Below are 24,160 nucleotides of genomic sequence, written 5' to 3'. Positions count from 1 at the left end.
CACGGCTTCCGCCGTGCCACGGGCCACTCCCACAAAGAGGGAATCACTTCCATCTCCACCGTGCCACAGGAAGATCATTCTGCAAGGACCCCTTAAGGAGGAATTAGGAGAGCCCACCCATGCATGACGACGAACTGCTGACGGTGCCTGACGTGATGGAGCGGCTGAAGCTCGGCCGCTCAACCGTCTACGACCTCATCCGCTCCCGTCGTCTGCCCTCGATCACCATCGGCCGGTGCCGTCGCATCCCCGCGCGGGCTGTCCGCGAGTACATCACCCACGAACTGGAGGCGGCCGCCTGATGGTCCAGCAACGCAAGCGGAACCCCAACGGCGCCGGCACCATCACCAAGCGCAAGGACGGCCGCTTCCAGTGCGCGGTCTACGTCCTCCAGCCGGACGGCACACGTGCCCGCAAGTTCGCCTACGGCAAGACCTGGGCCGAGTGTGACGCCAAGCGCCGCGAACTGCTCGACAAGGTCGACCAGGGCGTGCCCGTGCCCACCAAGTCGGCCAAGCTCTCGGACTGGCTCCCGTACTGGCTGGACAACGTCATCAAGCCTCGGCGGAAGCTCAGCACGTTCGACAAGTACGAGGCGCACGTCCGGCTCTATCTGGTGCCCCTACTCGGTTCCAAGCGGCTCGAATCGCTCGGCGTCGCCGACGTCCGCCGCTTCCTCGTCCGCTTGGAGAAGGAGACAACCGCCGCAACGGCCAAGGAATCGCACCGAGTTCTGCGTTCGGCGCTGTCCTCAGCCTGCCGCGAGGAACTGATCACGCGTAATGTCGCCAAGCTCGTCGAGCCGCCCCGCACGGATAAGCCCGACCTGAGCCCATGGGCCCTCGACGAGACGCTCGACTTCCTCGCGGCCTCCCGCAAGGATCCGCTCTACGCGGCCTTCGTCCTCGCCATCGCCATGGGGCTCCGCCGGGGAGAGATCGTGGGCCTGCGCTGGTCGGACGTCGACCTCGACAACCGCGTCCTCTACGTCCGCCACCAGGTCCAGCGTCGCCGTGGCGTCCTGTATGACGACGACCCCAAGAGTCGCCGTCGCAGGGCGGTTCCTCTCCCCGCCCTGTGCATTGCGCCCCTGCGCTGGCACCGCCTACGCCAGGCAGAGGCTCGTGCCAAGGCGGGGGAGAGGTGGCAGGAGTTGGACTACGTGTTCGCCACCCGAACCGGCCGCCCCGTGGAGCCGCGCAACCTGTACCGCTCCTTCACCCGCGTCGCCGAGTCCGCCGACCTCCGCGTGATCCGGCTGCACGACGCTCGCCACGGGACGGCCACCCTCCTCACGGCGGCCGGAGTCGCGCCCCGCGTGGTGATGGAGATCCTCGGGCACAGCCAGATCAGCATCACGATGGACGTCTACACCCACGTCGTCCAGGACACGCAGCGCGAAGCCATGAGCCACATGGACCGCCTGCTCAGGAGACGCCGCATCCGCGAGTGACCGCCCGCGTTGATGTCAGAAGTAGATGTCAAAGGCCCCGGACCATGATCGGTCCGGGGCCTTTTGGCTGGTGCCCCCGGCAGGATTCGAACCTGCGACACCCGCTTTAGGAGAGCGGTGCTCTATCCCCTGAGCTACGAAGGCGGGCCTTGTGCAACCGTGGCTGAATACTCTGTGTGACTATTCGTCTCGATCGCGGCAAGGGTGGTGACGCCACCGAGGTGGCGGCCCCTGACAGGGTAGCGGATCGGGGTGGGGGTGGTGGGGTGAGGCCGTGGTTGCGTCCCCCGGAGCCAGGGGGGTGGCCCGGCAACCGTTGTCGCTCGCAGGTGTGTGTTCGGTGCACCTACCCGTGTCGGACCTGGGCGGTCAGTGTTGAGCGCGCAACCGTGAAGTCGGCGAGCGGGGGAAACGTGGACGCGAAGGTCGTCTCCAGTCATCGCATACGAGAAGGCGCCTGCGAGGTCACCCATCCAGGAGACGAGTTCAGTGCTGCGCTCTTCGCGTCGTTACGGCGCAGTGATCAGCGGCTGAGGGCGCGGCACTATCTGACCGGGCTGCTGGCGGCGCAGGGACGCAAGTCGATCCGGAACATCGCCGCGTCCGTCGGCGGGGCCGCGGCGGAGCAGAGCCTGCACCACTTCATCAGCAGCTCCACCTGGGACTGGTCGCCCATACGCGAGGCCCTCGCCGACCATGTCGCGCGGGTGCTGGCGCCACGGGCCTGGGTCGTACGACCGCTGTTCATTCCGAAGGCGGGCGAGCACTCGGTGGGGGTGGAGCGGCAGTTCTCCCCGGGGTGCGGACAGGTGCTCAACGGCCAGCTGGCCTATGGGGCCTGGGCCGCGACCGAGGGGACCAGTGTCCCCGTTCAGTGGCGGCTGCATCTTCCCGAGTCCTGGCTCGGGGACGCTCGCAGGCGCCGTAGGGCGGAGATTCCCGACAGCGCCCAGGCCGAGACTCCGGACGAGTGCGCGACCGCCACGGCGCTCACGTTGCTCGGCCGGCCCGCGGTGCCGAAGCGTCCCGTCGTGCTGGACACGCACGTGACGGGCCTCGGCGGGGTCGTCCGGCCCTTCGCCGAAGCCGGGATTCCCCTGCTCGCCCGGGTGCAGGGGAGCACCCGGCTGATCGTGGCGGATCGCGCGATGCCGGGGTACCGGGCGGGAGCGATCTCGGCCCGCCAGATCATGGAGTCCGTGCAGGGGCTGCGCCGTCCGCTGGACGCCGCCCGGGGGCCGGTGCGGCGCACCATGCTCGCGGCGGCGGTCCGGGTACGACTTCCCCGGCCGGGCCTCGGGCCCGAGCTGTTGCTGATCGGCGAGTGGCACGAACGAGGCAAGGCACCGACGGCCCTGTGGCTCGCGGCCCCGGCGACGGCACCGGTCGGTGATCTCGTGCGGCTGACGTGGCTGGCGCAGCGGGTCGCCCAGGACGAGAAGCGGACCGGCGAGCAGGTGGGTGTCCGGGACTTCGAGGGGCGTTCGTTCCGGGGCTGGCACCGCCACATGACCCTGGCCTCCGTCGCCCACGCGGTGTCTGTGCTGGCAGATGCGTCCGGCGTGTCCGGCGTGTCCGGCGCGTCCGATGGGTCCCATGAGTCCCGTGACTCCCATGAGTCGTGTGCGTCGACTGAGCCGCGTGTCTGGGCGCTTCGGGCCTCCGCCTGATCCCGGTGAACCCGTGCTCTGTGCACCCCGCTCCTCTACGTACCCGCCCCCTACGCACCCGCCCCCTACGTACCCGCCCCCCGTTGCCGCAGCGTGCGCCGCGTGCGGTGCAGGCGGAGCGCGAGCTGGATCTCCAGTGCCCGTTCGGGATCCTGCCAGTCGGCTCCGAGGAGTTCGGTGATGCGCTCCAGCCGTCTGGACACCGTGTTGGGGTGCACGTGCAGGCTCGCCGCCGCGCGCGTCGGGCTCGAACCGGCGGCGAAGTAGGCGTCGAGTGTCCGGGTCAGCTCGGTGAAGCGCTGGGTGTCGTAGTCCACGACGGGGCCGATCACGGACTCGACGTAGTCGCCGATGCCGTGCGTCTCGGAGAGCAGGACACCGAGGAAGCCCATCTGCTGTGGGGTGGCGACAGCACCGTGGTTGCCCAGCTCGGTGAGTGCCTCCAGGCAGCTGAGCGCCTCGCGGTGGGCCTGTGCCACATGGGCCGGGCCCGAGACGGGTCCGGACGCCCCGACCGTGACGGGATGGCCGACGAGCGGCGTGAGTTCCCCGGACACGGCGGTGGCGGCGGCGAGCGGGTCCTCGCCGGGGATCAGCAGGGTCGCGCAGCCGTCCCGGAACCTCATGAGCCCGGACATGCGATGGGCGTACGACGACGCCCAGGCGGCGGCCCGGCTCTCCGGGCCTCCCTCGGGCCGGGCCACCACCATCACGTGCGGTTCGTCGATGGCGATGCCGAGCCGGCGGGCCCGCGGGATCAACTGGTGTGGCTGCGGGCGGATGTCGCTGAGCAGCTCCTCCAGCAGTTCGTCACGGATCTGGTCGTGGGCCACCGTCGAGGTGCGCTGCAGCAGCAGGATGAGGGCGACCGCCCGCGCGGTGAGCTGGAGTAACCGCACTCCGAAGCCGTCCGTGAGCGGTTCGTCGGGGACCAGCATGATGGCGCCGAGGTTCTCGCCGCCGGCGGTGACCGGCGCGACCCAGCCGCCCTCGGAGCCGCCTCCGGAGCCGCCCTCGGAGCCGCCCCCGGCACCGCCCTCGGACATGGGCACCGGGCAGCCGGCCGCGTGCGCGTCATAGGTCCATCTGAGCAGGTCGTCCTCGGCGAGCTCGGGCGGCGTACCGGTCACGACGACCTCGCGGCCGACGCAGTCCCTGACGACGAGTGACCCCGACAGGTCCTCGATCGCCGCTTCGACGAGGGTCTGCGGGTCGCAGCCGCTGAGCACCAGGTCGATCAGCCGGATGTAGGCGGCCTCGACGCGGCGTTGCACGTCGAGGCTGCTCCGGGCGCGGGAGGTGTCCCGTTCCAGCTCGGTCACCTCGGCGCGGGTCTCCTCCAGCAGCCGCGCGCGTTCGATGGCGACGCCCGCGAGCTTGCCGAGCGAGCGCATGAGGCTGATCTCGTCCGGAGTGAAGTGCCGTTTCTTCCGGTCGGCGCCGTAGAGGGTGCCGAAGACCGTGGTGCCGTAGCCGAGCGGAACCGCCAGGATGGCGTGCAGGCCTTCGGCCCGTACGACGGCATCGATGTCGGGGGAGTGCGGAATGTCCCTGTCGGCCAGGTAGTCGGGGCTCCAGGCGGGCGCCCCGCTCCGCTGGACGAGGCTGCCGAGGCCGGAGTCGTCGGAGGTCTTCAGGCCTACGCTGCGTGAGGTGGTCTCGCCCTCCGCCGCGCGGATGGAGATGGGCCGTCCGTCGCCCCCGTCGCGCAGTCCGACGTAGGCCATGTCGAAGTTCAGCAGTCGGCGGGCCCGTCGTGCGATCTCGTGCAGCAGCGCGTCCATGCCGTGGACCAGGGTGAGGTCGTGGGCGGTGTCGACGAGCGCGGCGAGTCCGGCCTCCCGCTGCTGTGCGTGGCCGATCAGGGCCTGGACGCGCGAAGCCAGGCGGACGGCCTGGTCGAGCTCTGCGAGGGTGCCCTCGCACGCCTCGTCATGCCGGGCGGCGCGCAGCAGTTCCTCGAACCGCGCTGCCGGTGCCCCCTCGGCGAGCAGTTCCAGCACGGACATCACATCCGGCGAGGAGGCCGGCGCCAGTCCCCCCGTCATCGTCGTTCCCCCCATGACCATCGATCCCCCGCGATCATCGTTCCCCCGTGGTCATCGTTCCCCGCGATCATCGGCCCCCATGATCAGGCGAGCTGATCCTTAGCGAGCCTAAGCTTGGGGCCTCGCGGACTGCAACAGCCCCCTTTACATATTCGCGCAAACGTTCACTCGAATGGTGGCCGAGTCACCCCTCTCCCCGGTCGGTTGTGTGGCCGGATCACCTGTCGCTCTCCGGGGTGCCGGGGGAAGATCGGGCCGGTGCCCGTGAGCACGAGGATACGAACGGTGACGGGAAGCGCGGAAGGCGCGCCCGGAGCGGAGGGAACTGCGGGGGATGTCCGAGATCAAGAGTTATCGACGTTCGCTCGAACGCAGCCGGGACTCCATGCGGGCGGAGCACCGGCCCGGGGTCTTCTCGCTGCGCGGACGGGAGTGGGACCTGTTCGACGGGGTCTTCGCCCCTCTGCACGCGGGCACGACCGAGATCGTCCTGGACATGCTCGGCCTGTGCGATCCCGTGGGCCCTCTGCGCGGCTCGTTCCTGGAGATCGGCTGCGGCACCGGGGTCGTCGCCGTGACCGCCGCCCTCGCGGGCTGCGAGCGGGTCGTCGCCTCGGACATCAACGCCGAGGCGGTGGCGAACGCCGCGCTCAACGCGCGGCGGCACCAAGTCGCCGACCGGGTGCGAGCCGTGCACAGCGACCTCTTCGAGGCGCTGCCCGCGGGGGAGCGCTTCGACAGCATCGTCTGGAGTTCGCCGTACGTCCGCGCACCGGAGGAGTACCGCTTCGCCACTGACCTGGAACGCGCCTACGTGGATCCCGGATACGAAGCGCACCGCAGGTACGTGGACGAGGCGCCGCGCCGGCTGACGAGGGACGGCCGGGCCCTGCTGCACTTCAGCAGCAGAGGGGACATGGACGGACTGCACCGGATCGCCGAGGAGACGGGGCGGCGGCTGCGGGTGCTCAGGAAGCTCACCGTCGTCGACCGGGGAGACGTGGTCGAGCACTTCCTGGTGGACATCCGCTCCGGCCAGGGGCCGTCGTCGGTGTACGACGGTGCCGCGCACCGCGGCGGGCTGCGCACCCGGCCCGCCCGGACGGTGACTCAGCCCGCCTGAACCGCCGTCAGGAGCTCCTCCCACGCGGCGCGCTCCGACTCGATCGCCGCGGCTTCCAGGTCGCGCGCGATCGAGTCGAGGGCGATACCGGCCCACCCGAGCGCCTGCACCACCCGGCAGGCCGCGTCGTGTTCACCGGAGAGGGTGTCGCCGTGGAACCCCTCGCGGCGGTTCAGTGCTTCGAGCGCCTGCTGCGGCAGGGCGTGCGAGGTCATCCAGGCGATGATCCGTTCGACCCGGTCCAGCGCGGCCCGAGGGGATTCCGGCACGTTCTCCGACGTCCAGAGCAGGCGCTGGGGGCGGGCGCCGTCGGCCACCAGGGAGCGCCAGTGCGGACCGCCGAGGCTCTCCTCGTAGCGGCGGTAGACGAGCCGCGCGGTGGCCACCCCGGCCTGTCCGCGCAGTGCGGCGGCGCGGGGGTCCGCCGAGCCGTCCAGGAGGGCGTCGACGCCGGCGTCGAGACGGCCGAGGTCCACAGAGACGAGCGAGGTGACGGCGGACGCGGCGTGACCGCCGGCCGTGGCGCGCTCCAGGCCGCGGAAGTACGCGTCCACGGCTTGGGCGTACCGCTGCACGGAGTACACGGAGGTGACGTGCACGCCGACGCCGTGGGCGAGCACGTCACCGGCGGCGGCAAGTCCCCTGCCCGTGACGGGGATCCGGATCAGGACGTTGGGGCGGTCGACCATCCGGGCGAGCCGTCTGGAGTGGTCGGCCATGGCCTCGGCATCCGCGGCCGGCTGGGGCGCGATGCCGAGGGAGACCCAGCCGTGCATGCCCTTCGTCTCCCGGAACACCGGTTCCAGCGTGTTGCAGGCCGCACGGGCGTCCTCGGCGATCAGCGCGTAGACGCGTTCCTCGGCCGAGGCGGCCGCGCCCGAGAGCCGGTTCAGCTGCTCCCCGTAGGCCGTGGTGTCCGACATGGCGCGCGCGACGGCCGCGGGCCGGGAGATGACCCCGCCGACCAGTCCGTCGGCCACCAGCTTCTCCAGGCTGCCGTCGGCCAGCCGGCCGCGATGGTAGTCGTCCAGCCAGAGGCCGACCCCCTCCGCCGTGAGCTGGTCCAGGACGTCACTGCGCTTCGAGCGCGGCCATGTGGTCAATGACTGCCTCCACTCCAGCAGTCGACGAGACGTAAAAGGCATCCGTAATTCTAGGGCCCGGCATTACGATTTCGCACGTGCGGACATAACGGCGAGGTTACTGCGTGATCACGACCCGGACACCTGACAAAGTATTCCGTGCGGGTTGCATATCGGTGCGTCATGTGTTCCGGAAGGCCGTGGGGCGACACCTGACAAAATAGTTCCGCGCACGTTGCGGGCGGCGACGGCGGCGTGTGAGGCTCCCGGCGAAATGATGAGTGAGTAATTGCAGCGTTCTCGGGAGGGACCTTGACCGCAGGGCTCGAAGGACGGTCGACGGTGATTCGCCGAGCCGGCGAGGGGGTTGCCCGGCTCTGGGGGAAGGGGTCGGTGGTCACCACGAAACTCTCCGCCGAGGAGACCGGTGGCGCCTTGGGGATCACGCACTTCAGCGCGGTGATGGGAGAACGCGCTCCGCGCCACACCCACACGCTCGAGGACGAGATCTTCATCATCGAGGGAGGGGAGGTCCGCCTCACGGTCGGAGACCGCACTGAAATCGTCAACGGCGCCGGTGTGCTGTTCCTTCCGCGGGGCATACCGCATTCCTACCTGGTGGAGAGCGAATCCGCCCGTTTCTATGTCATCACCACGCCCGGTGGATTCGAGAGGTTCTTCTCGGAGACCGGATATCCGACCCAGCTCGGGAAAGCGGCGCCGGTCGGTGAGTCGTGGTCGGTCGACCGCACCATGGAATTCGCGGAGAATCTCGGACTCGGCGTGGTCTGGGGCGACTGACCGTTCGGCATGCACCGGGCCTGTGTGACTGTCCAAAGCTTGCACCGACACAGAAAGAGAACGCGAGTTCCATGAAAAGACGAAGCGTCCTGGCCGGCACGGCTGCCGCGATAGCCGCCACGACCACCCTGGAGACCGGCCCCCGCGCGACGGCCGCCACCGCCGCTCCCACCGCCCCCGGTTCCGACGCCGTCACCGTTCTTCCGGGCGACCCCCGCTACGCCGATCTCGTCGTCGGCAACAACTCCCGCTGGGTCGCCAGGCCCGATGCCGTCCGGCTGGTGCGCACCACCGAGCAGGTGGTGCGGGCCGTTCAGGAAGCCGTGGACGCGGGCAAGCGGATCTCGGTGCGCAGCGGCGGCCACTGCTACGCGGACTTCGTCTACAACTCCGAGGTCCGGGTGGTCATCGACACCTCCCTGCTCGACACCGTCGGCTACGACGAGGAGCTCAAGGCCTTCGAAGTGGGCGCGGGCGCGACGCTGCTCCAGGTGTACGACTCCCTCTTCAAGGGCTGGGGCGTCAACATCCCCGGCGGCATGTGCTACTCGGTGGGGGCGGGCGGCCACATCAGCGGTGGTGGCTACGGGATGCTGTCCCGGCGGCACGGCCTGACCGTCGACCACCTGTACGCGGTCGAGGTCGTCGTGGTGGACGCGAAGGGCAAGGCGCGCAGCGTGGTGGCCACGCGCGAGGCCGACGACCCCCACCGCGACCTGTGGTGGGCGCACACCGGCGGTGGCGGCGGCAACTTCGGTGTCATCACCCGGTACTGGTTCCGCAGCCCCGGTGCCACCGGCACCGACCCCTCCTCGCTCCTGCCCAAGCCCCCGAAGGACGTTCTCGTCAGCGCGCTCGCGCTGCCCTGGAGCGAGCTGGACAAGGACTCCTTCACCTCGCTCGTGCGGAAGTTCGGCGCCTGGCACGAGAGGAACAGCTCCGCCGACTCCGCCGCGGCCTCCCTGTGCAGCTTCCTGATGATGAATCACAAGGCCAACGGCAGCATCGGCCTGCTCACCCAGATCGACGCCACCGTCCCCGGCGCGAAGAAGGTGCTCGACGACTTCCTCACCGAGGTCACCTCGTCGCTCTCCGACGCCGCCGTACGACCGATGTCCGAGCCGGTGGGTGAACTGGGCGCGCTGCCCGACCTGTTCACGCCGCAGCGACTTCCGTGGCTGCACTCGGTCAAGCTGCTGGGCACGAGCAACCCGACGCTGACCAATCCGACGCTGCGCGGCCACCACAAGTCCGCCTACCTGCGCAAGAACGTCACCACCGCACAGGCCACGGCGATGTACCGGCACCTGACGCGCGCCGATCAGCAGAACCCGGCGTCCATGGTCGTCCTCCTGTCGTACGGCGGGAAGATCAACACCGTGGGCTCCGGCGACACCGCGTCGGCGCAGCGGGACTCGATCTTCAAGGGGCTGTTCCAGAGCTTCTGGTCGAGCGCCGAGGACGACGCCGCGAACATCGGCTGGGTGCGTGACGTGTACGGCGAGGTCTTCTCGGCCACCGGCGGCTACCCCGTGCCGGGCGCGGCCACGGACGGCTGCTACATCAACTATCCGGACGCCGACATCACCGACACGAAGGTCAACACCACCGGCGTGCCCTGGTACACGCTCTACTACAAGGCCAACTACCCGCGCCTGCAGCAGGTCAAGGCCGCGTACGACCCTCGGAACACCTTCCGGCACTCGCAGTCCATCACCCTTCCCGACCACACGTGAGGCGAGCTGTGCAGCAGCATGACGTCGTCGAGGCGGAGCAGACGAAGCCGGCCCGAACGGCTCCCGGAGCGGCACGCGACAGCAGAAGGGGCCCGGCCTTCGCCCTGCTGGCGTCGGTCCAGTTCGTGCTCATCCTCGCCATGAGCGTGCTCAACGTCGTACTCCCCGACATCCAGCACGAGTTCGGACTCGACCGCGCCGAACTCGCCCTGCTCTCGGCCTCCTACGGCATGTCGTTCAGCGGGCTGCTGCTGCTGGGCGGCCGGCTGTCCGACCTGTACGGGAACCGGCGCGTGTTCCTCCTCGGTACCGGCGTGTTCGGCGTGAGTTCGGTGCTGGCGGGGGTGTCCACGGGGCTGTGGACGCTGCTGGTGGCCCGCTTCGCCCAGGGGGCCGGAGCCGCACTGGCCGTACCGGCCGCGATGGCGCTGGTGAGCGTCGTACACCCGGAGCCCGCGCGGCACGCCCGTGCCATGGCCGTCTGGGGCGGGCTCGCGGCCTCCGGCGGGACCGCCGGGATGCTGCTGTCCGGGGTGGTGGCCTCGTCGAACTCCTGGCGCTGGGTGTTCGTCGTGCCCGTCGCGATGGCGGCGGTGACCCTCGTCGCCGCCCCGCGGCTGCTCCCCGAGGGCACGGCCGGCCGGGGTGGCCGCCTGGACGTCCTCGGGGCCGCCCTGGTCACCACCGGGATCGCCCTGCTCAGTTACGGCCTGGTGGAGGCGCCGGAGCGCGGATGGACCTCCCCGGTGGCGCTCGGCACACTGACCGGCGGCGGCGCGCTGCTGCTGGCCTTCGTCATCACCGAGGCACGGGTGCCGCAACCGCTCCTGCCGCTGTCGTTCCCCGCCTCCCCCCGCAGGGCGGTGGCGCTGCTGGCGGTCTTCCTGGGCGCCGCCGGAATCACCACGATCTTCTTCATGCTCGCGCTGTACTTCCAGGAGGTCCGGGGCTATTCCGCGCTGGAGACGTCGGCGGCGTTCCTGCCCTTCGGCCTGACCCTGGTCGTCAGCGGCCTGTGCGTGGGCCGGCTGGTGCAGCGCTTCGGCCCGCGTGCGGTGCTGGTCGGGGGACTGGTGCTGGCCGGGCTGGGGCTGGCGGTGCTGGGCCGGATCGGCACCGACACGCCGTACGTGGGCGCCGTACTGGCCGGGCTGGTGCTCTTCCCCGCCGGGGCGGCGCTGGTCTTCGCCGGATCGACCGTCACGGCGACCACCGACGTCCCGCAGGACCAGGCCGGTCTCGCCGGCGCCGTGGTCAACACCGCGCTGGAGGCCGGGCCGGCCATCGGCCTCGCCGTCCTGGTGACCCTGGCCACCGCACGCACCACGGACCTGGTGCACACGGGCACGGGTACGGCGTCGGCCCTGACCTCCGGCTACGGCTTCGCCTTCACCCTCGCGGCCGTGGCCTTCGCCGCCGCCGCGGTGTGCGCACTCGTCCTGCTGCGCCCCCGCCCGGCCCGGGACGGCGGCTGACCTATCCCCGGGTCCTTGCGCCGCCGCCCCGGGGCGCCGGCGGAAAGCCCCTGGTCCGTCCGCCGTTCGGACACCCCGCATTTCCATCCGCTACGACATGTACCAAGGAGCACCCTCATGACCGCCCGATTCAAGGACAAGGTCGTCATCGTCACCGGGGCCGGATCCGGCATCGGCCGGGCCAGCGCCAGGGCCTTCGCCCGCGAGGGCGCCACCGTGGTCGCCGCCGGGGCCCGGCCGGACTCCATCGAGGAGACGGTGCGACTCGTCGACGAGGACGGCGGCACCGCCAGCGCCGTCGTCGCCGACGTCACCCGGCCCGAGGACATGGAGCGCCTGGTGCGCACCACGGTGGAGCGCCACGGCGGCCTGCACGTCGCGCACAACAACGCGGGCGTCTTCGGCAAGCCCACCCCGGTCGGCGACCTGGACCTGTCCGTGTGGCAGTCCGTCCTGGACGTCAACCTGAACGGCGTTCTGTTGAGCATGCAGCAGGAGATCGCGCACATGCGGGCGAACGGCGGTGGTGCCATCGTCAACACCGCGTCGAACATCGGTTACCACGGCCGCCGCCCCGGCATGGCCGCCTACGCCGCGTCCAAGGCCGCCGTGAGCACCCTCACCCGGGTCGCCGCGCTGGACCACATCAAGGACAACGTGCGCATCAACGCGGTGAGCCCCGGTGCCACGGACACCAGCATGTCGCTGCGTCCCGGGGAGACCGACGCCGACCGCGCCGCCCGGCTCGCCACGACGGTCCCGATCGCCCGCGTCGCGACGACGGACGAGATCGTCAACGCGGTGCTGTGGCTGGCGTCCGACGAGTCGAGCTTCGTCGTCGGCCACGACCTCGTCATCGACGGCGGTGTCACCAGCTGATCCGGACCCCGGTCCCCTGACCTGATCCACGGCGTCCCGGCCTCGTGGCCTCACCAGGCCACGAGGCCGGGACGCGTGCTGTCCGGAACTTTCCCGGGCCCGGTCGGATGAATTCATCCCCGCCCGCGGATGAATTCTTTCTGCTCGACCGGAACATGACGAAGTAGCGATACTTCCCTTCACGGGGATTCCGTGATTTCGCAGAATCGGTGCAAGCAACTCACGAGTTCAGCCGAAGAAATCCTTCTTCATCGCCAAGAGAGGAACCGAGTTGGACAGCGAGCTCGCTCACATCGAATCGCTCCCCGCTCTTCAGCAGCCCGATTGGCACGGCCATCCTGAGAGGGAGCGGGCGAGGCGGGAACTGAGCGCGCTTCCGCCGCTCGTCAAGGCCGCGGACGTGACCCGGCTGCACGACCACCTCGGGGCGGTCGCCCAGGGGCACGCCCAGGTCGTCCAGGCCGGTGACTGTGCCGAGGACTGGGCGGAGAACGGCCGTGTGGACGTCGCCCGCAAGGCGGCGGTGCTCGACCTCCTGGCGGGCGTCATGCGCGTCAACGCGGGCAGGCCCGTGGTGCGCGTCGGCCGGCTCGCCGGTCAGTACGCCAAGCCGCGATCCAAGCCCACCGAAACGGTCCAGGGCGTCGAACTGCCCGTCTATCGCGGGCACATGGTGAACGACCCGAACCCCGACCCGGTGCTGCGACAGCCCGACCCCCGGCGTCTGCCGGCCGGCTACCGGGCCGCGCGCGAGGTCATGGAACACCTCGGCTGGGCCGGCAGCGCCGGGCGCGCGCAGGCCCCCGTGTGGACCAGCCACGAGGCCCTCCTGCTCGACTACGAACTGCCCATGCTGCGCCGGCAGGACGACGGCGGCCTGCTGCTCACCTCGACGCACTGGCCGTGGATCGGCGAGCGCACCCGGCAGGTGGACGGCGCCCACGTGGCGCTCCTGGCGGCGGTGCGCAACCCGGTGGCCTGCAAGGTGGGGCCGGCCATGACGCCGGAGGAACTGCTGCGCCTGTGCGAGCGGCTGGACCCGGACCGGGTCCCCGGGCGGCTGACGCTCATCGCACGGATGGGCGCGGGTACGGCACCACGGAAGCTCCCCGCCCTGGTCGCCGCAGTACGGGACGCCGGGCATCCGGTGATCTGGCTGACCGACCCGATGCACGGCAACACCGAGTGCGGCCCCGACGGTCTGAAAACGCGTTTCGTGAAGAGCGTCATACGCGAGGTCGAGGAATTCCAGGAAGCCGTCGCGACGGCCGGTGGAATTCCTGGCGGCCTGCACCTGGAAACCACTCCGGACCAGGTCACGGAATGCGTCGCCGACGCCACGTTCATGGATTCGGTCGGAGACAAGTACACGAGTTTTTGCGACCCGCGGCTCAATCCGCGTCAGGCCGTGGAGGTCGCGTCGGCCTGGCGCCGCTGAAAAGGAGGCCTGTTCACTATGCAGGGCAAGATCGCGCTGGTCACGGGAGCCGCGGGCGGAATAGGCGAAGCGGTCGTCCGCGCCCTGGCCGAACGCGGGGCCGAGGTGGCCGCCGTGGACAAGGACGGCGACCGGCTGAGCGAGGTGACCGGGAAACTGGCCGCCGACGGGCTGCGGGTACGGGCGTTCCCCGCCGACATCACCACGAGCGCCGCGGCCGAGGGCCTGGTCGCGGACGTCGAGGACGCCCTGGGACCGCTCGACCACCTGGTCAACGGGGCGGGCGTCCTGCGGCTGGCGAAGACCCGGGACCTCACCGACGCGGACTGGGCGGCGACGTTCGCGGTCAACGCCACCGGCGTGTTCTTCATGTCGCGCGCGGTGGTCAACCGCATGGTCCCGCGGCGCTCCGGCGCCGTCGTCACCATCGCCTCCAACGCGGCGGGCACGGCCCGTATGGACATGGCCGCGTACTCGGCGTCGAAGGCCGCGGCGACCATGTTCACCAAGTGCCTCGGCCTCGAGGTCGCCGCGTACGGCATCCGGTGCAACGTGGTCGCTCCCGGCTCCACCGAGACACCGATGCTCACGTCCATGTGGAAGGACGACCACGGACGCACCGCGACGCTCGAAGGTTCGCCCGGCGCCTACCGGGTCGGCATACCGCTCGGCAAGCTGGCCCGCCCCTCGGACGTGGCCGAGGCGGTGGCGTTCCTCCTTTCGGATCAGGCCTCGCACATCACGATGCACGACCTCACCGTCGACGGCGGCGCGACCCTCGGCGTCTGACCGCCCAAGCCATACGAGGAAGACCATGCCAGGGATACCCCCCATCCAGCCCTACCCCATGCCCCAGGCCGGAGACCTGCCCGCCAACACGGCGGCGTGGCAGGCCGATCCGGACCGCGCGGTCCTGCTCGTGCACGACATGCAGCGGTACTTCGTCCGGCAGTTCCCCGAGGGCGAGGCCCCCGGAGCCGACCTCGTGCGGAACGCGACCCGGCTCCGCGAACAGGCGGTCGCCGCCGGCATGCCCGTCGCGTACACCGCGCAGCCGGGCGGCATGACCGACGAACAGCGCGGACTGCTCAAGGACTTCTGGGGGCCGGGCATGCGCGTCGACCCCGCCGACCGGGAGGTCGTGGAGCCGCTCGCGCCCGGCCCGGAGGACTGGCTGCTCACCAAGTGGCGCTACAGCGCGTTCTTCCGGTCCGACCTGCTGGAGAGGATGCGCGCCCACGGACGCGACCAGCTGATCCTGTGCGGCGTGTACGCGCACATCGGGGTGCTGTCCACCGCGGTGGAGGCCTTCACCAACGACATCGAGACGTTTCTGGTGGCCGACGCGGTCGCCGACTTCACCGAGGCGTACCACCGGCTGGCCCTCGACTACGCCGCCGAGCGGTGCGCCCTGGTCACCACGACCAAGTCCGTGATCGAGGAGATCGGCCGATGAACGAACACAGCCCCCGCACGGGGCACGACCTGCTCGACCGGGTCCTCGGCGGGGGTTCGCAACCGTCCGCCTTCGCGCTGCTGCACCGCCCCGAAGTGAGCGGCCCGGACACCCTGGAGGTCCTGACGGGAGCGGTGTCGACGGTGGACGCCGTGGCTCGGATCCCCCTGAGCGAGGCACCCGACCCCGACGCCGGGGCACGTCAGGAGGTCCTGGCGCTGATCCCCTACCGCCAGCTCGCCGAGCGTGGCTACGCCTGTGCCGACGACGGCGAACCGCTGATCGCGATCACCGTGGAGGAGCAGACCACCGTCGCGGTGAGCGACGCCCTGCGGCGGCTGCCGGGCGAGACGGTCGCGCTCAGCGGCGGCGCCTTCGACCTGGACGACGACGAGTACGCCGGGATCGTCCGCAAGGTGATCGCGGACGAGATCGGCACGGGCGAGGGAGCGAACTTTGTCATCAAGCGGTCGTTCGTCGCCGACATCACCGGTTACACGGTGCACAGCGCCCTGGCGTTCTTCCGGCGGCTGCTGGAGCGGGAGCAGGGGGCGTACTGGACGTTCGTCGTGCACACCGGCGACCGCACCTTCGTCGGTGCCTCCCCCGAGCGGCACGTGAGCCTGCGGGCCGGCCGGGCCGTGATGAACCCGATCAGCGGCACCTACCGCTATCCGGCCTCAGGCCCCACCCTGCCGGGCGTCATGGACTTCCTCGCCGACCGCAAGGAGGCCGACGAGCTGTACATGGTCGTCGACGAGGAACTCAAGATGATGGCGCGGATCTGCGACCCCGCTCCCCGGGTCGTGGGGCCGTATCTGAAGGAGATGGCCCGGCTCGCGCACACCGAGTACTTCATCGAGGGCGCGAGCGACCACGATCCCCGCACGATCCTGCGCGAGACCCTGTTCGCCCCGACGGTGACGGGCAGTCCGCTGGAGAGCGCCTGCCGGGTGATCAACCGGTACGAGCCGCGCGGGCGCGGCTACTACAGCGGTGTGGCCGCCTTGATCGGGCAGGACGAGCGGGGGCGGCGCACGCTCGACTCCTCGATCCTCATCCGCACCGCCGACATCGACGGCACCGGTCGGCTGAGCATCGGCGTCGGTGCCACCCTGGTCCGGCACTCCGACCCGGAGTCGGAGGTCGACGAGACCCGGGCGAAGGCCGCCGGCCTCCTCGCCGCTCTGGGCGCCGAGGGCTCCGCGCGCTTCGCCGAACACCCCCGCGTGCGCGAGGCCTTGGAGCGGCGCAACGACTCGATCGCCGGTTTCTGGACCGGTGAGCGCCTCCGTCCGGCCGGCCAGGGGGCCGCGCTGGCGGGCCGCCGGGTCCTCGTGGTGGACGCGGAGGACACCTTCACCTCCATGATCGGCCACCAGCTGCGGGCCATGGGGCTGAAGCCGACGGTCCGGCGGTTCGACGAGCCGTACTCCTTCGACGACCACGAGCTCGTCGTCATGGGGCCGGGCCCCGGTGATCCGCGCGACACCCACGACCCCAAGATCACCCACCTGCGGTCCGCGATCCACGCGCTCGTGGACCAGCGCCGGCCCTTCCTCGCCGTCTGCCTCAGTCACCAGGTGCTCAGCACCCTGCTCGGCCTGGAACTGGTGCGCCGGCCGGTACCCAACCAGGGAGTCCAGCGGGAGATCGACCTGTTCGGAGCGCGGGAACGGGTCGGCTTCTACAACACGTTCGCGGCCCGCAGCGCGCGCGACGCGTTCGACGTTCCCGGCGTGGGGCTCGTCGAGGCGAGCCGGGACGACGACACCGGGGAAGTGCACGCGTTGCGCGGGCCCGGCTTCGCCTCGATGCAGTTCCACGCCGAGTCCGTGCTCACCCAGGACGGCGTACGCATCGTCGGTGACGCGCTGGAAGGGGTGCTGCGCACATGCGCGTCGTGATCGCCTGGTGGGACCTCGACGGGTCCGAACAGACCATCGCCTCCCTCCGGGACTTCCTGCGCGACGAGGCCGTGGACCGTTTCTCCCGGGTACCGGGGCTGCGCCTGAAGGTGTGGATCTCCGACGAGCGCACCAACCGGTGGGGCGCCGTCTTCCTGTGGGAGTCGGCGCAGGCCGCTGCCGCGCCCCTTCCGGCCAGGGCCGCCGAACTCATCGGCCGTCCGCCCACCGAGAGGCACGTCTTCGACGTCGAGGCCACCACGGAGGGCGCCTACGACACGGCCCAACTGGCCCGTCTGGGCCTCGCCTTCACCGGCTGAGCCACGCCGGCAGGACGGCCTCAGACCTCTCGACCACCTTCCCCACTGCGACAAGGATCACGATGAAGGTACTGATTGCCGGGGGCGGTATCGGCGGCCTCGCGGCGGCACTGAGCCTCGCACGCCACGGCCACCGGGTCGTCGTGCTGGAACGAAGGGACACCTTCAGCGAACTGGGCGCGGGCATCCAGCTGGGCCCGAACGCCTTCCACGCCCTGGACCGGCTGGGCGCCGGCACGGCGGTGCGGCAACGCGCCGTGTACATCGACGAGTTGCGGTTCATGGACGGCACGACCGGGCACCGCGTCGCGAGCATGCCGCTCACCGGCGCGTACCGCACCCGTTTCGGCAATCCGTACGCCGTCGTGCACCGCGGTGATCTCTACCAGGCGCTCCTCGACGGCTGCGTCGGGGAGCGGAACATCACGCTGCTCACCAAGTGCTCCGTGACCCGGTACGAGCAGGACGCGGAAAGCGTCACGGCGATCACCGACACCGGGCGGCGTTTCACCGGCGAGGCGCTCATCGGCGCCGACGGGATCCGCTCCGCCGTGCGCAGCCGGCTCGTCGGGGACGGCCCGCCGCGCGTGTCCGGCCACACGATCTACCGGTCCGTCATCCCCATGGAGCGGGTGCCGCCGGAACTGCGCTGGAACACCGTCACCTTGTGGGCCGGCCCCCGATGGCACGTCGTCCACTACCCCATCGGCAGCGGGAAGTTCCTCAACCTGGCGGCCACGCGGGACGACGGCGCACAGGACGTCGTGGTCGGCAGGCCCGCCGAGCGGGCGCACGTCCTGTCCGAGTTCCCCGGACTGAGCGACACCGCCCGGCGACTGCTGGAACTGGGGAGCGACTGGAAGGAATGGGTCCTGTGCGACCGCGACCCGGTCGAACGGTGGACGGACGGCCGCGTCGCCCTCCTCGGTGACGCCGCGCACCCGATGCTCCAGTACGCGGCCCAGGGCGCCTGCATGGCCCTCGAGGACGCCGTCGTCATCGGCCACCTGCTCGGGGAAGCCGCCGGGGACGTGCCACAACGTCTGGAGAAGTACAACGCCGAGCGGTACGAGCGTGCCGCCAGGGTGCAGCAGGTGGCCCGGGCCATGGGCGAGCGGCTCTACCACCCGGCCGACGACGCGGCTGCCGCCCGCAACGCGATGCTGTCCTCCTTCACGGTCGAGGACTTGTACGACCAGGTCGAGTGGCTGCACGGGGCTCGTATCGGCGGGTCGGGGGAGCACCGTTGAGCAGGTTGCGCTGGCTGACCGCGGGGGAGTCCCACGGTCTGGCACTCGTGGCGACGCTGGAGGGCCTTCCGGCCGGTGTGCCGGTCACGACGGAGATGGTGGCGGACCACCTGGCGAGGCGGCGCCTGGGCTACGGCCGTGGTGCGCGGATGAAGTTCGAGCGCGACGAGGTCACCTTCCTCGGCGGCGTCCGGCACGGTCGCAGCCTCGGCTCCCCGGTCGCGATCATGGTGGGCAACACCGAGTGGCCCAAGTGGGAACAGGTCATGGCGGCCGACCCGGTCGACCCCGGGATCCTCGCCGGGCTCGCCCGCAACGCCCCGCTGACCCGCCCGCGCCCCGGCCACGCCGACCTCGCGGGGATGCAGAAGTACGGCTTCGACGAGGCCCGTCCGATCCTGGAGCGGGCCTCCGCGCGGGAGACCGCGGCCCGGGTGGCGCTGGGCGCGGTGGCGCGGTCGTACCTGAAGGAGACGACGGGCATCGAGGTCGTCTCGCATGTGGTGGAGCTGTGTTCGGTGAAGGCGCCGCACGGCGTGTACCCGACGCCGGCCGATGTGGCGAAGCTGGACGCCGATCCGCTGCGGTGCCTGGACGCGGACGCGTCGAAGGCGATGGTCGCGGAGGTCGACCAGGCCCACAAGGACGGCGACACCCTCGGCGGCGTGGTCGAGGTGCTGGCGTACGACGTCCCCGTGGGCCTCGGCTCGCACGTGCACTGGGACCGCCGGCTGGACGCCCGCCTGGCCGCCGCGCTGATGGGCATCCAGGCGATCAAGGGGGTGGAGATCGGCGACGGCTTCGACCTGGCGCGGGTGCCCGGCTCCGAGGCGCACGACGAGATCGTGGGCACGCCGGAGGGCATCCGGCGGACGTCCGGCCGCTCCGGCGGCACCGAGGGCGGGCTGTCCACGGGTGAACTGCTGCGCGTGCGGGCGGCGATGAAGCCGATCGCGACGGTGCCGCGGGCGCTGCGGACGGTGGACGTGACCACCGGCGAGCCGGCGGCCGCCCACCACCAGCGCTCGGACGTGTCCGCGGTGCCGGCGGCCGGCGTCGTGGCCGAGGCGATGGTGACGCTGGTGCTGGCGGACGCGGTCGCGGAGAAGTTCGGCGGCGACAACGTCGAGGAGACCCGCCGCAACGTCCGCTCCTACCTCGACCACCTGGCGATCCGGTGAGCGGCATGGAACACCCGTGGCTCTCCCGGTGCGGGGGTCAGGTCAGCGACACACGGGTGAAGCGGCCGGCGGTGTGGAGGTCCGACTCGATGCGGGCGGCTGTCGATGCGAGTGCGGGGAGGAGGTCCGTCATGCACTCGCGCAGGGTGTGGCGGCTGGCGTGCGTCGCCGTGTTGAGGGCGGCCACCACGCGTCCGGCCCGGTCGCGGATCGGGACCGCGAGGGAACGGAGGCCCTCTTCCAGTTCCTCGTCGACCAAGGCGTAGCCCTGGGAGCGGATCGAGGTCAGGTCGAGTCCTTCGTGATCCGTGGGTGTGTCTGCCAGCAGGACCCGGCCCGGGGCCGTCGCGTGTGCCGGCCGGCGCGTGCCCACGGTGATGTTCACGCTCATCACGCGGCCCGTCGCCACCCTGGCCGTGTACTGGATCTCCTCGCCCGGATCGGCGAGCACCGCCAGTGCCGTCGACTCGTGGATGCGGGACGTCAGGTCGGACAGATGAGGCTGGGCGATCTCGGGCAGGGACGTGCGGGAGAGGGGAGGGAAGCCCAGGGAGAGGACCCGGGGGGTGAGGGTGAAGGTGCGGGGGTTCGGGGTCGTCACCAGGCCCAGGTGTTCGTAGGTGATCAGGGCCCGGCGGGCCGTCGCCCGGGCCAGGCCCGTCGCCTGGGCCACCTCCGTGAGGGTCAGCTCCGGCCTGCCCTCGCCGAAGGCCGTGAGGACCGTCAGGCCGCGGGCCAGGGACTCGATGAAGTCGCGGCCCAACTGCTGCTTGGACGCGCCCGTCCACAGCGCCAGGTCCGAGGGGGGCGGGCCGGGCTCCGGGGGCGGCGTGCGGCGCAGTTCGCGTTCCATCTCCGTCACCGCGGAGCGCAGCCTCGGCAGCAGGGTCGTGCGCAGGTCGTGTGCCGTGTGGCGGCTCGTGTGGCTGACCACGCTCGCCACGCACGCGATCTTCCGGCTGTCGCCCGTGTGCGCGGACCGGACCGGGACCGAGACCGCCACCAGGCCCGGTTCGATCAGTTGGTCGTCGAGGGCCCAGCCGTTCGCGGCCGCCTCTTCCGTGCGGCTGACGAAGGCCTCGTCGTTTCGCTGGTCCGCTCCGTACTTGCGCGGCGGTACGGCCGTGAAGGACAGGTCCCTCGGGTCCGACGCCCTGCGGTCCCGCCAGCGCTGCCAGTCGGCGTCCGTCCACTGCGTCGCGAACAGCGGGCCCGGTGCGGTGCGTTCGGCGGGGAGCAGGTCGCCGATGCGGAAGCTGAGGGACATCGCGCGGCGGCGGGTCGCCTGGTGGATGAAGCGGATGCCGTCGCGGTCGGCGACCGCCAGGGACACCGACTCGTCCAGTTCGTCGGCCAGGGCGTCCGCCCGGGCGGACAGGAGCGCGGGGAGGCGCAGGGCGGAGAGGTAGGCGTTGCCCAGTTCCATCAGGCGGGGGGCCAGGTGTACGTCCCTGCCGTCCACGCGGACGTAGTCCATGCGGGCGAGCGTGGCCGTGATGCGGTCGATCGTGGAGCGGGCGAGGCCGGTGGCGCGTTCCAGGGCGCTGAGGCTGAGCGTGCCGTCCGCCTCGGTCAGTTCCCGCAGGACCGCGATGCCGCGGATCAGCGGTGTGACCGCCTCGGTGGGCGCCTCGGCCCCAGCCCCGGCCCCAGCCCTGGTCCCTGCCCCGGCAGACGGTGCGCTCAGCCGTGCGACCGCCTCCGTGGGCGCCCCGGCCCCGGCCCCGGAAGAAGGTGAGGCAGCCGCCCCCGTCCCCCCGGCCCGGGGGGCCGCCTCGTGGGCGTCGTGCGTGGGCTTCGCTGGCATCGGCTCTCCGGTACGGCGGTCGCGGCAGGTGCGGCAGTCGCGGCAGGCCTACCGTAATCCGGAATTCGTCCGGCCATCGTGCGCCGATCGGCCCCAGCCGCCGCTACCTCCTGCTACCTGCCGCTATCGACTCCCGCGTCACCCGCACCCGGTGGTCCCCCTCCCGGTCCGCCCCCACCACCCTGATCACGATCCCCCTGCGCGGATCCCGGAACGTCTCCCCGGGCGCGAACGGCGCGTCGGACAGTTCGGCGTGGACGTTCGGCGCACGGGTGCAGCCGCCGCTGTCGCGGCGGGAGTCCTGGACGGTGACCGGGCCCATGCCCGTGTCCACCCCAGCGTCGATCTTGTAGATCAGGACGCCCGGGCGGCAGACCGCCTCGTCGTTGCCGGCGCGGGTGCGCAGTTCGACGGCGTAGCCCGTCCCGCTGTCCAGGGGGACGACGACCAGCTTGGAGCCGCCCCTGCGGGCCAGCGGCGTCAGGGTGTACTCCGTGGTGCCGGGGGCCGCCACGCAGTGCACCTGCGCGGCGTCCAGCCAGCCCAGCTTCCATTTGTGCCAGCCGAGGAGGTCGTTGTTGGCGCCCCAGTCCTCGCTCATGATGTCCCAGTGGCCGACCGCGCCCCCGCCCTGAGCGGTGTACAGGTCGGGCAGGCCGAAGACGTGACCGTTCTCGTGGGGGAGGACGCGGTAGCCGGTGCGGTCGTAGGAGCCGGAGCCGTCGTCCTGGCGGGAGTAGACGAAGGAGGCGTTGGCCACGGGTATGCCGTCGGCTTTCGGGGCCTCGGGGTTGCCGGCGAAGGTGACCGAGAGGACGGTGTCGAGGGCGGAGGGGCCCGCGTTGGGGGTGACCAGCACGTTCAGCAGGTCGTACTTGCGGAAGTCCACCTCGGGGTCGGCCGCGGCCACGAGGTCCTGGACCAGCGCGCGGTAGCCGGGGTCGAAGGGGGCGCCGCGCTCTATGCCGTACTCGCGGAACGACTTCGGCATGCGCAGCCACTCCCGGATCGGGGCCGCGGGGCGGTAGTCGAGGCGGCCGTAGGAGCTGGTGCGGAACCAGTGGCGGGTCTGCGGGAAGAACTCCCGGTAGCGGTCCAGGGCCTTGCCCTCGCCGGGTGCGTCGGAGAAGTCGATCATCAGGGTGAGGGCGCGGACGGTGCCGGTGGAGCGGGCGTAGCCGTCGGTGGTGGGGATGCCCTCGGACATCTGGACCTCGCGGGCGCTGCGGATCAGGCAGGGACCGTGCGCGGAGCTGCGGGCCAGGGCGATCGGACCGGCTCCGGCCGTGGTGGCGCCCGGGGCGAGGTGGCCCGTGCCGGCCGAGGTGCTGACCGTGAAGGTCAGGGCGGTCACGCAGGCGAGAGCGGCCAGACGCCGCCGGGGTATCCGGCGGCCGGGCGGCCCCGGGCCGTCCGACCGGGGTCGCTGGGGCTGTGGCTGCATGCCAGGGACCTGCAAGGGACCTCCCGCGCCACGGCAGCCTCCCGGTCTCCGGCTGCACCCATGCGATCACCCTGCGTCGAGGGGTGTGGGGGCGCGCGTTGGAGGAGACCGATCGTGGGTTTTCCGTCGGTAGCGGTTCCGCCGACACCGTGAGCCAGGTCACAAACAAAAAACCCAGGTCCGGGAAATACCGGGGACCCAGTCCCCGTTTAGCCAAGTGTCCGAATGAAACGGGGAGCCTCTCCCCGGATCGGCTCACCGCAGACCAAGACCGCACCACCCACCCAGGAGTACGCCGTGCAGACCGCCACCCCCATACCGCGCAAGGCGCCCCGGCCCCGTGCCGACGCCCTGCGCAACCGGGAGCGGATCGTCACCGCCGCCCGGGAGATGTTCGTCGAGCACGGCCCCGAGGTGCCGCTCGACGAGATCGCCCGACGGGCCGGCGTCGGCAACGCCACGGTGTACCGCAACTTCCCGGACCGCGACGCGCTCGTGCGCGAGGTCGTCTGCTCCGTACTGGACCGTACGGTCGCGGCGGCCGAGCGCGCGCTCTCGGAGACCGGGGACGCGTTCGAGGCCCTGGAGCGCTTCGTGCACACCTCCGCCGACGAGCGGATCAGCGCGCTGTGCCCGATGGTCTCGAGCACGTTCGACGAGAACCACCCCGATCTCGAAGCGGCGCGCGAGCGCGTGGAGCGGATCCTCGAGACGGTCATGAACCGTGCCAAGGCGGCCGGCCAGCTCCGTCCCGACGTGGGCGTCGGTGACCTGATGGTCGCCGTGGCCCAGCTCAGCCGGCCCCCGGCCGGTACGGCGTGCCTCAGCGCCGACCCCTTCGTACACCGTCATCTCCAGCTGTTCCTGGACGGACTGCGGGCCCCGGCCCGCTCCGCCCTGCCGGGCACGGCAGTGACCATGGAGGACCTCCGCCAAGCCTGACCAGCCGGACCGATCAGTTCCGGGCGTCACCCCAGTCACCACACGCAGAACTCACGGCCGGCGCCGGTCGTCGAGTCGTCCCTCAACGACACCCTTTTTTCGCAGCTTTTCCGTTTTTTCCATCACCTTGTCCCGAAGTGGGTATCCC

At 71.2% G+C, this 24,160-nt stretch carries 20 protein-coding genes and 1 tRNA gene; 16 read left to right on the top strand and 5 right to left on the bottom strand.

Going from position 1 to position 24,160, the window contains the following annotated elements; translation table 11 throughout:
- The first annotated feature begins 119 nt into the window (after window positions 1–119).
- Together ABZ192_RS23720 and ABZ192_RS23715 are read left to right on the top strand one after the other, a co-directional pair.
- Complete coding sequence (locus ABZ192_RS23720) at window positions 120–302, top strand: helix-turn-helix domain-containing protein (protein WP_062927388.1); 183 nt, start codon at window positions 120–122, stop codon at window positions 300–302.
- Window positions 302–1,453, top strand: a complete 1,152-nt coding sequence (locus ABZ192_RS23715) for a tyrosine-type recombinase/integrase (RefSeq protein ID WP_356926449.1) — start codon at window positions 302–304, stop codon at window positions 1,451–1,453. Before ABZ192_RS23720 ends, ABZ192_RS23715 begins: the two co-directional genes overlap by 1 nt.
- 68 nt (window positions 1,454–1,521) lie before the next feature.
- Here ABZ192_RS23715 and ABZ192_RS23710 read toward each other — a convergent pair.
- Window positions 1,522–1,597, bottom strand: a tRNA-Arg gene (locus ABZ192_RS23710).
- Between the two features lie 269 nt (window positions 1,598–1,866).
- Between ABZ192_RS23710 and ABZ192_RS23705 the strand changes: the two genes are divergently transcribed.
- Window positions 1,867–3,123, top strand: coding sequence for a transposase (locus ABZ192_RS23705; protein ID WP_356926448.1), 1,257 nt, complete (start codon window positions 1,867–1,869; stop codon window positions 3,121–3,123).
- Between the two features lie 65 nt (window positions 3,124–3,188).
- Here the strand turns inward: ABZ192_RS23705 and ABZ192_RS23700 are convergent, their stop codons facing one another.
- Window positions 3,189–5,171 (bottom strand): helix-turn-helix domain-containing protein, encoded by a 1,983-nt coding sequence (locus ABZ192_RS23700; RefSeq protein WP_356926447.1) that lies wholly within the window; start codon window positions 5,169–5,171, stop codon window positions 3,189–3,191.
- Window positions 5,172–5,505: 334 nt separating this feature from the next.
- On the opposite strand from ABZ192_RS23700, the gene ABZ192_RS23695 reads away from it, so the two are divergent.
- Window positions 5,506–6,294 (top strand): class I SAM-dependent methyltransferase, encoded by a 789-nt coding sequence (locus tag ABZ192_RS23695; protein ID WP_356926446.1) that lies wholly within the window; start codon window positions 5,506–5,508, stop codon window positions 6,292–6,294.
- Here ABZ192_RS23695 and ABZ192_RS23690 read toward each other — a convergent pair.
- The gene (locus ABZ192_RS23690) at window positions 6,282–7,397 is read right to left on the bottom strand and encodes a transaldolase family protein (protein ID WP_356926445.1); all 1,116 of its coding nucleotides are present in this window, start codon (window positions 7,395–7,397) and stop codon (window positions 6,282–6,284) included. The two genes, ABZ192_RS23695 and ABZ192_RS23690, sit on opposite strands and share 13 nt — an antisense overlap.
- A 372-nt stretch (window positions 7,398–7,769) precedes the next feature.
- Here ABZ192_RS23690 and ABZ192_RS23685 point away from each other — a divergent pair, with 372 nt between their 5' ends.
- The 11 genes from ABZ192_RS23685 (at window position 7,770) to aroC (ending at window position 19,819) form a co-directional block, all read left to right on the top strand.
- The gene (locus ABZ192_RS23685; RefSeq protein WP_356926444.1) at window positions 7,770–8,177 is read left to right on the top strand and encodes a cupin domain-containing protein; all 408 of its coding nucleotides are present in this window, start codon (window positions 7,770–7,772) and stop codon (window positions 8,175–8,177) included.
- A 71-nt stretch (window positions 8,178–8,248) separates the two neighbouring features.
- On the top strand, window positions 8,249–9,913 hold the full coding sequence (locus ABZ192_RS23680) for an FAD-binding oxidoreductase (protein ID WP_356926443.1): 1,665 nt from the start codon (window positions 8,249–8,251) through the stop codon (window positions 9,911–9,913).
- An 8-nt stretch (window positions 9,914–9,921) separates the two neighbouring features.
- A complete protein-coding gene (locus ABZ192_RS23675; RefSeq protein ID WP_356926442.1) occupies window positions 9,922–11,388 on the top strand; it encodes an MFS transporter in 1,467 nt (488 codons plus the stop codon).
- 117 nt (window positions 11,389–11,505) lie between these two features.
- Window positions 11,506–12,267, top strand: coding sequence for a glucose 1-dehydrogenase (locus ABZ192_RS23670; RefSeq protein WP_356926441.1), 762 nt, complete (start codon window positions 11,506–11,508; stop codon window positions 12,265–12,267).
- A 271-nt stretch (window positions 12,268–12,538) separates the two neighbouring features.
- Window positions 12,539–13,705 carry a 3-deoxy-7-phosphoheptulonate synthase gene (locus tag ABZ192_RS23665; RefSeq protein ID WP_356926440.1) on the top strand — a complete coding sequence of 389 codons (1,167 nt, stop codon included), beginning with the start codon at window positions 12,539–12,541 and terminating at the stop codon, window positions 13,703–13,705.
- Between the two features lie 18 nt (window positions 13,706–13,723).
- Complete coding sequence (locus ABZ192_RS23660; RefSeq protein WP_356926439.1) at window positions 13,724–14,494, top strand: 2,3-dihydro-2,3-dihydroxybenzoate dehydrogenase; 771 nt, start codon at window positions 13,724–13,726, stop codon at window positions 14,492–14,494.
- A gap of 25 nt (window positions 14,495–14,519) precedes the next feature.
- Complete coding sequence (locus ABZ192_RS23655; RefSeq protein ID WP_356926438.1) at window positions 14,520–15,161, top strand: isochorismatase family protein; 642 nt, start codon at window positions 14,520–14,522, stop codon at window positions 15,159–15,161.
- Window positions 15,158–17,068: an anthranilate synthase family protein gene (locus ABZ192_RS23650; RefSeq protein WP_356926437.1), complete on the top strand. Its 1,911-nt coding sequence runs from the start codon at window positions 15,158–15,160 to the stop codon at window positions 17,066–17,068. Before ABZ192_RS23655 ends, ABZ192_RS23650 begins: the two co-directional genes overlap by 4 nt.
- Complete coding sequence (locus ABZ192_RS23645) at window positions 17,056–17,388, top strand: hypothetical protein (protein WP_356926436.1); 333 nt, start codon at window positions 17,056–17,058, stop codon at window positions 17,386–17,388. The genes ABZ192_RS23650 and ABZ192_RS23645 overlap by 13 nt, the downstream gene beginning before the upstream one ends.
- 62 nt (window positions 17,389–17,450) lie before the next feature.
- Window positions 17,451–18,638, top strand: a complete 1,188-nt coding sequence (locus ABZ192_RS23640; RefSeq protein WP_356926435.1) for a 3-hydroxybenzoate 6-monooxygenase — start codon at window positions 17,451–17,453, stop codon at window positions 18,636–18,638.
- The gene (gene aroC / locus ABZ192_RS23635) at window positions 18,635–19,819 is read left to right on the top strand and encodes a chorismate synthase (protein WP_356926434.1); all 1,185 of its coding nucleotides are present in this window, start codon (window positions 18,635–18,637) and stop codon (window positions 19,817–19,819) included. Before ABZ192_RS23640 ends, aroC begins: the two co-directional genes overlap by 4 nt.
- A 37-nt stretch (window positions 19,820–19,856) precedes the next feature.
- Here aroC and ABZ192_RS23630 read toward each other — a convergent pair whose 3' ends face one another.
- Window positions 19,857–21,626, bottom strand: a complete 1,770-nt coding sequence (locus ABZ192_RS23630) for an IclR family transcriptional regulator C-terminal domain-containing protein (RefSeq protein ID WP_356926433.1) — start codon at window positions 21,624–21,626, stop codon at window positions 19,857–19,859.
- Window positions 21,627–21,729: 103 nt separating this feature from the next.
- The gene (locus ABZ192_RS23625; RefSeq protein ID WP_356926432.1) at window positions 21,730–23,070 is read right to left on the bottom strand and encodes a M6 family metalloprotease domain-containing protein; all 1,341 of its coding nucleotides are present in this window, start codon (window positions 23,068–23,070) and stop codon (window positions 21,730–21,732) included.
- Window positions 23,071–23,367: 297 nt separating this feature from the next.
- Here ABZ192_RS23625 and ABZ192_RS23620 point away from each other — a divergent pair, with 297 nt between their 5' ends.
- Window positions 23,368–24,012 (top strand): helix-turn-helix domain-containing protein, encoded by a 645-nt coding sequence (locus ABZ192_RS23620; RefSeq protein ID WP_356926454.1) that lies wholly within the window; start codon window positions 23,368–23,370, stop codon window positions 24,010–24,012.
- Window positions 24,013–24,160: the final 148 nt, after the last annotated feature.

It is taken from the genome of Streptomyces sp. NPDC006235, assembly GCF_040613735.1.
GTDB lineage: Bacteria > Actinomycetota > Actinomycetes > Streptomycetales > Streptomycetaceae > Streptomyces.
The sequence above is the reverse complement of the archived record's forward strand: the minus strand, read 5'-3'. Positions and strand labels throughout refer to the sequence as shown.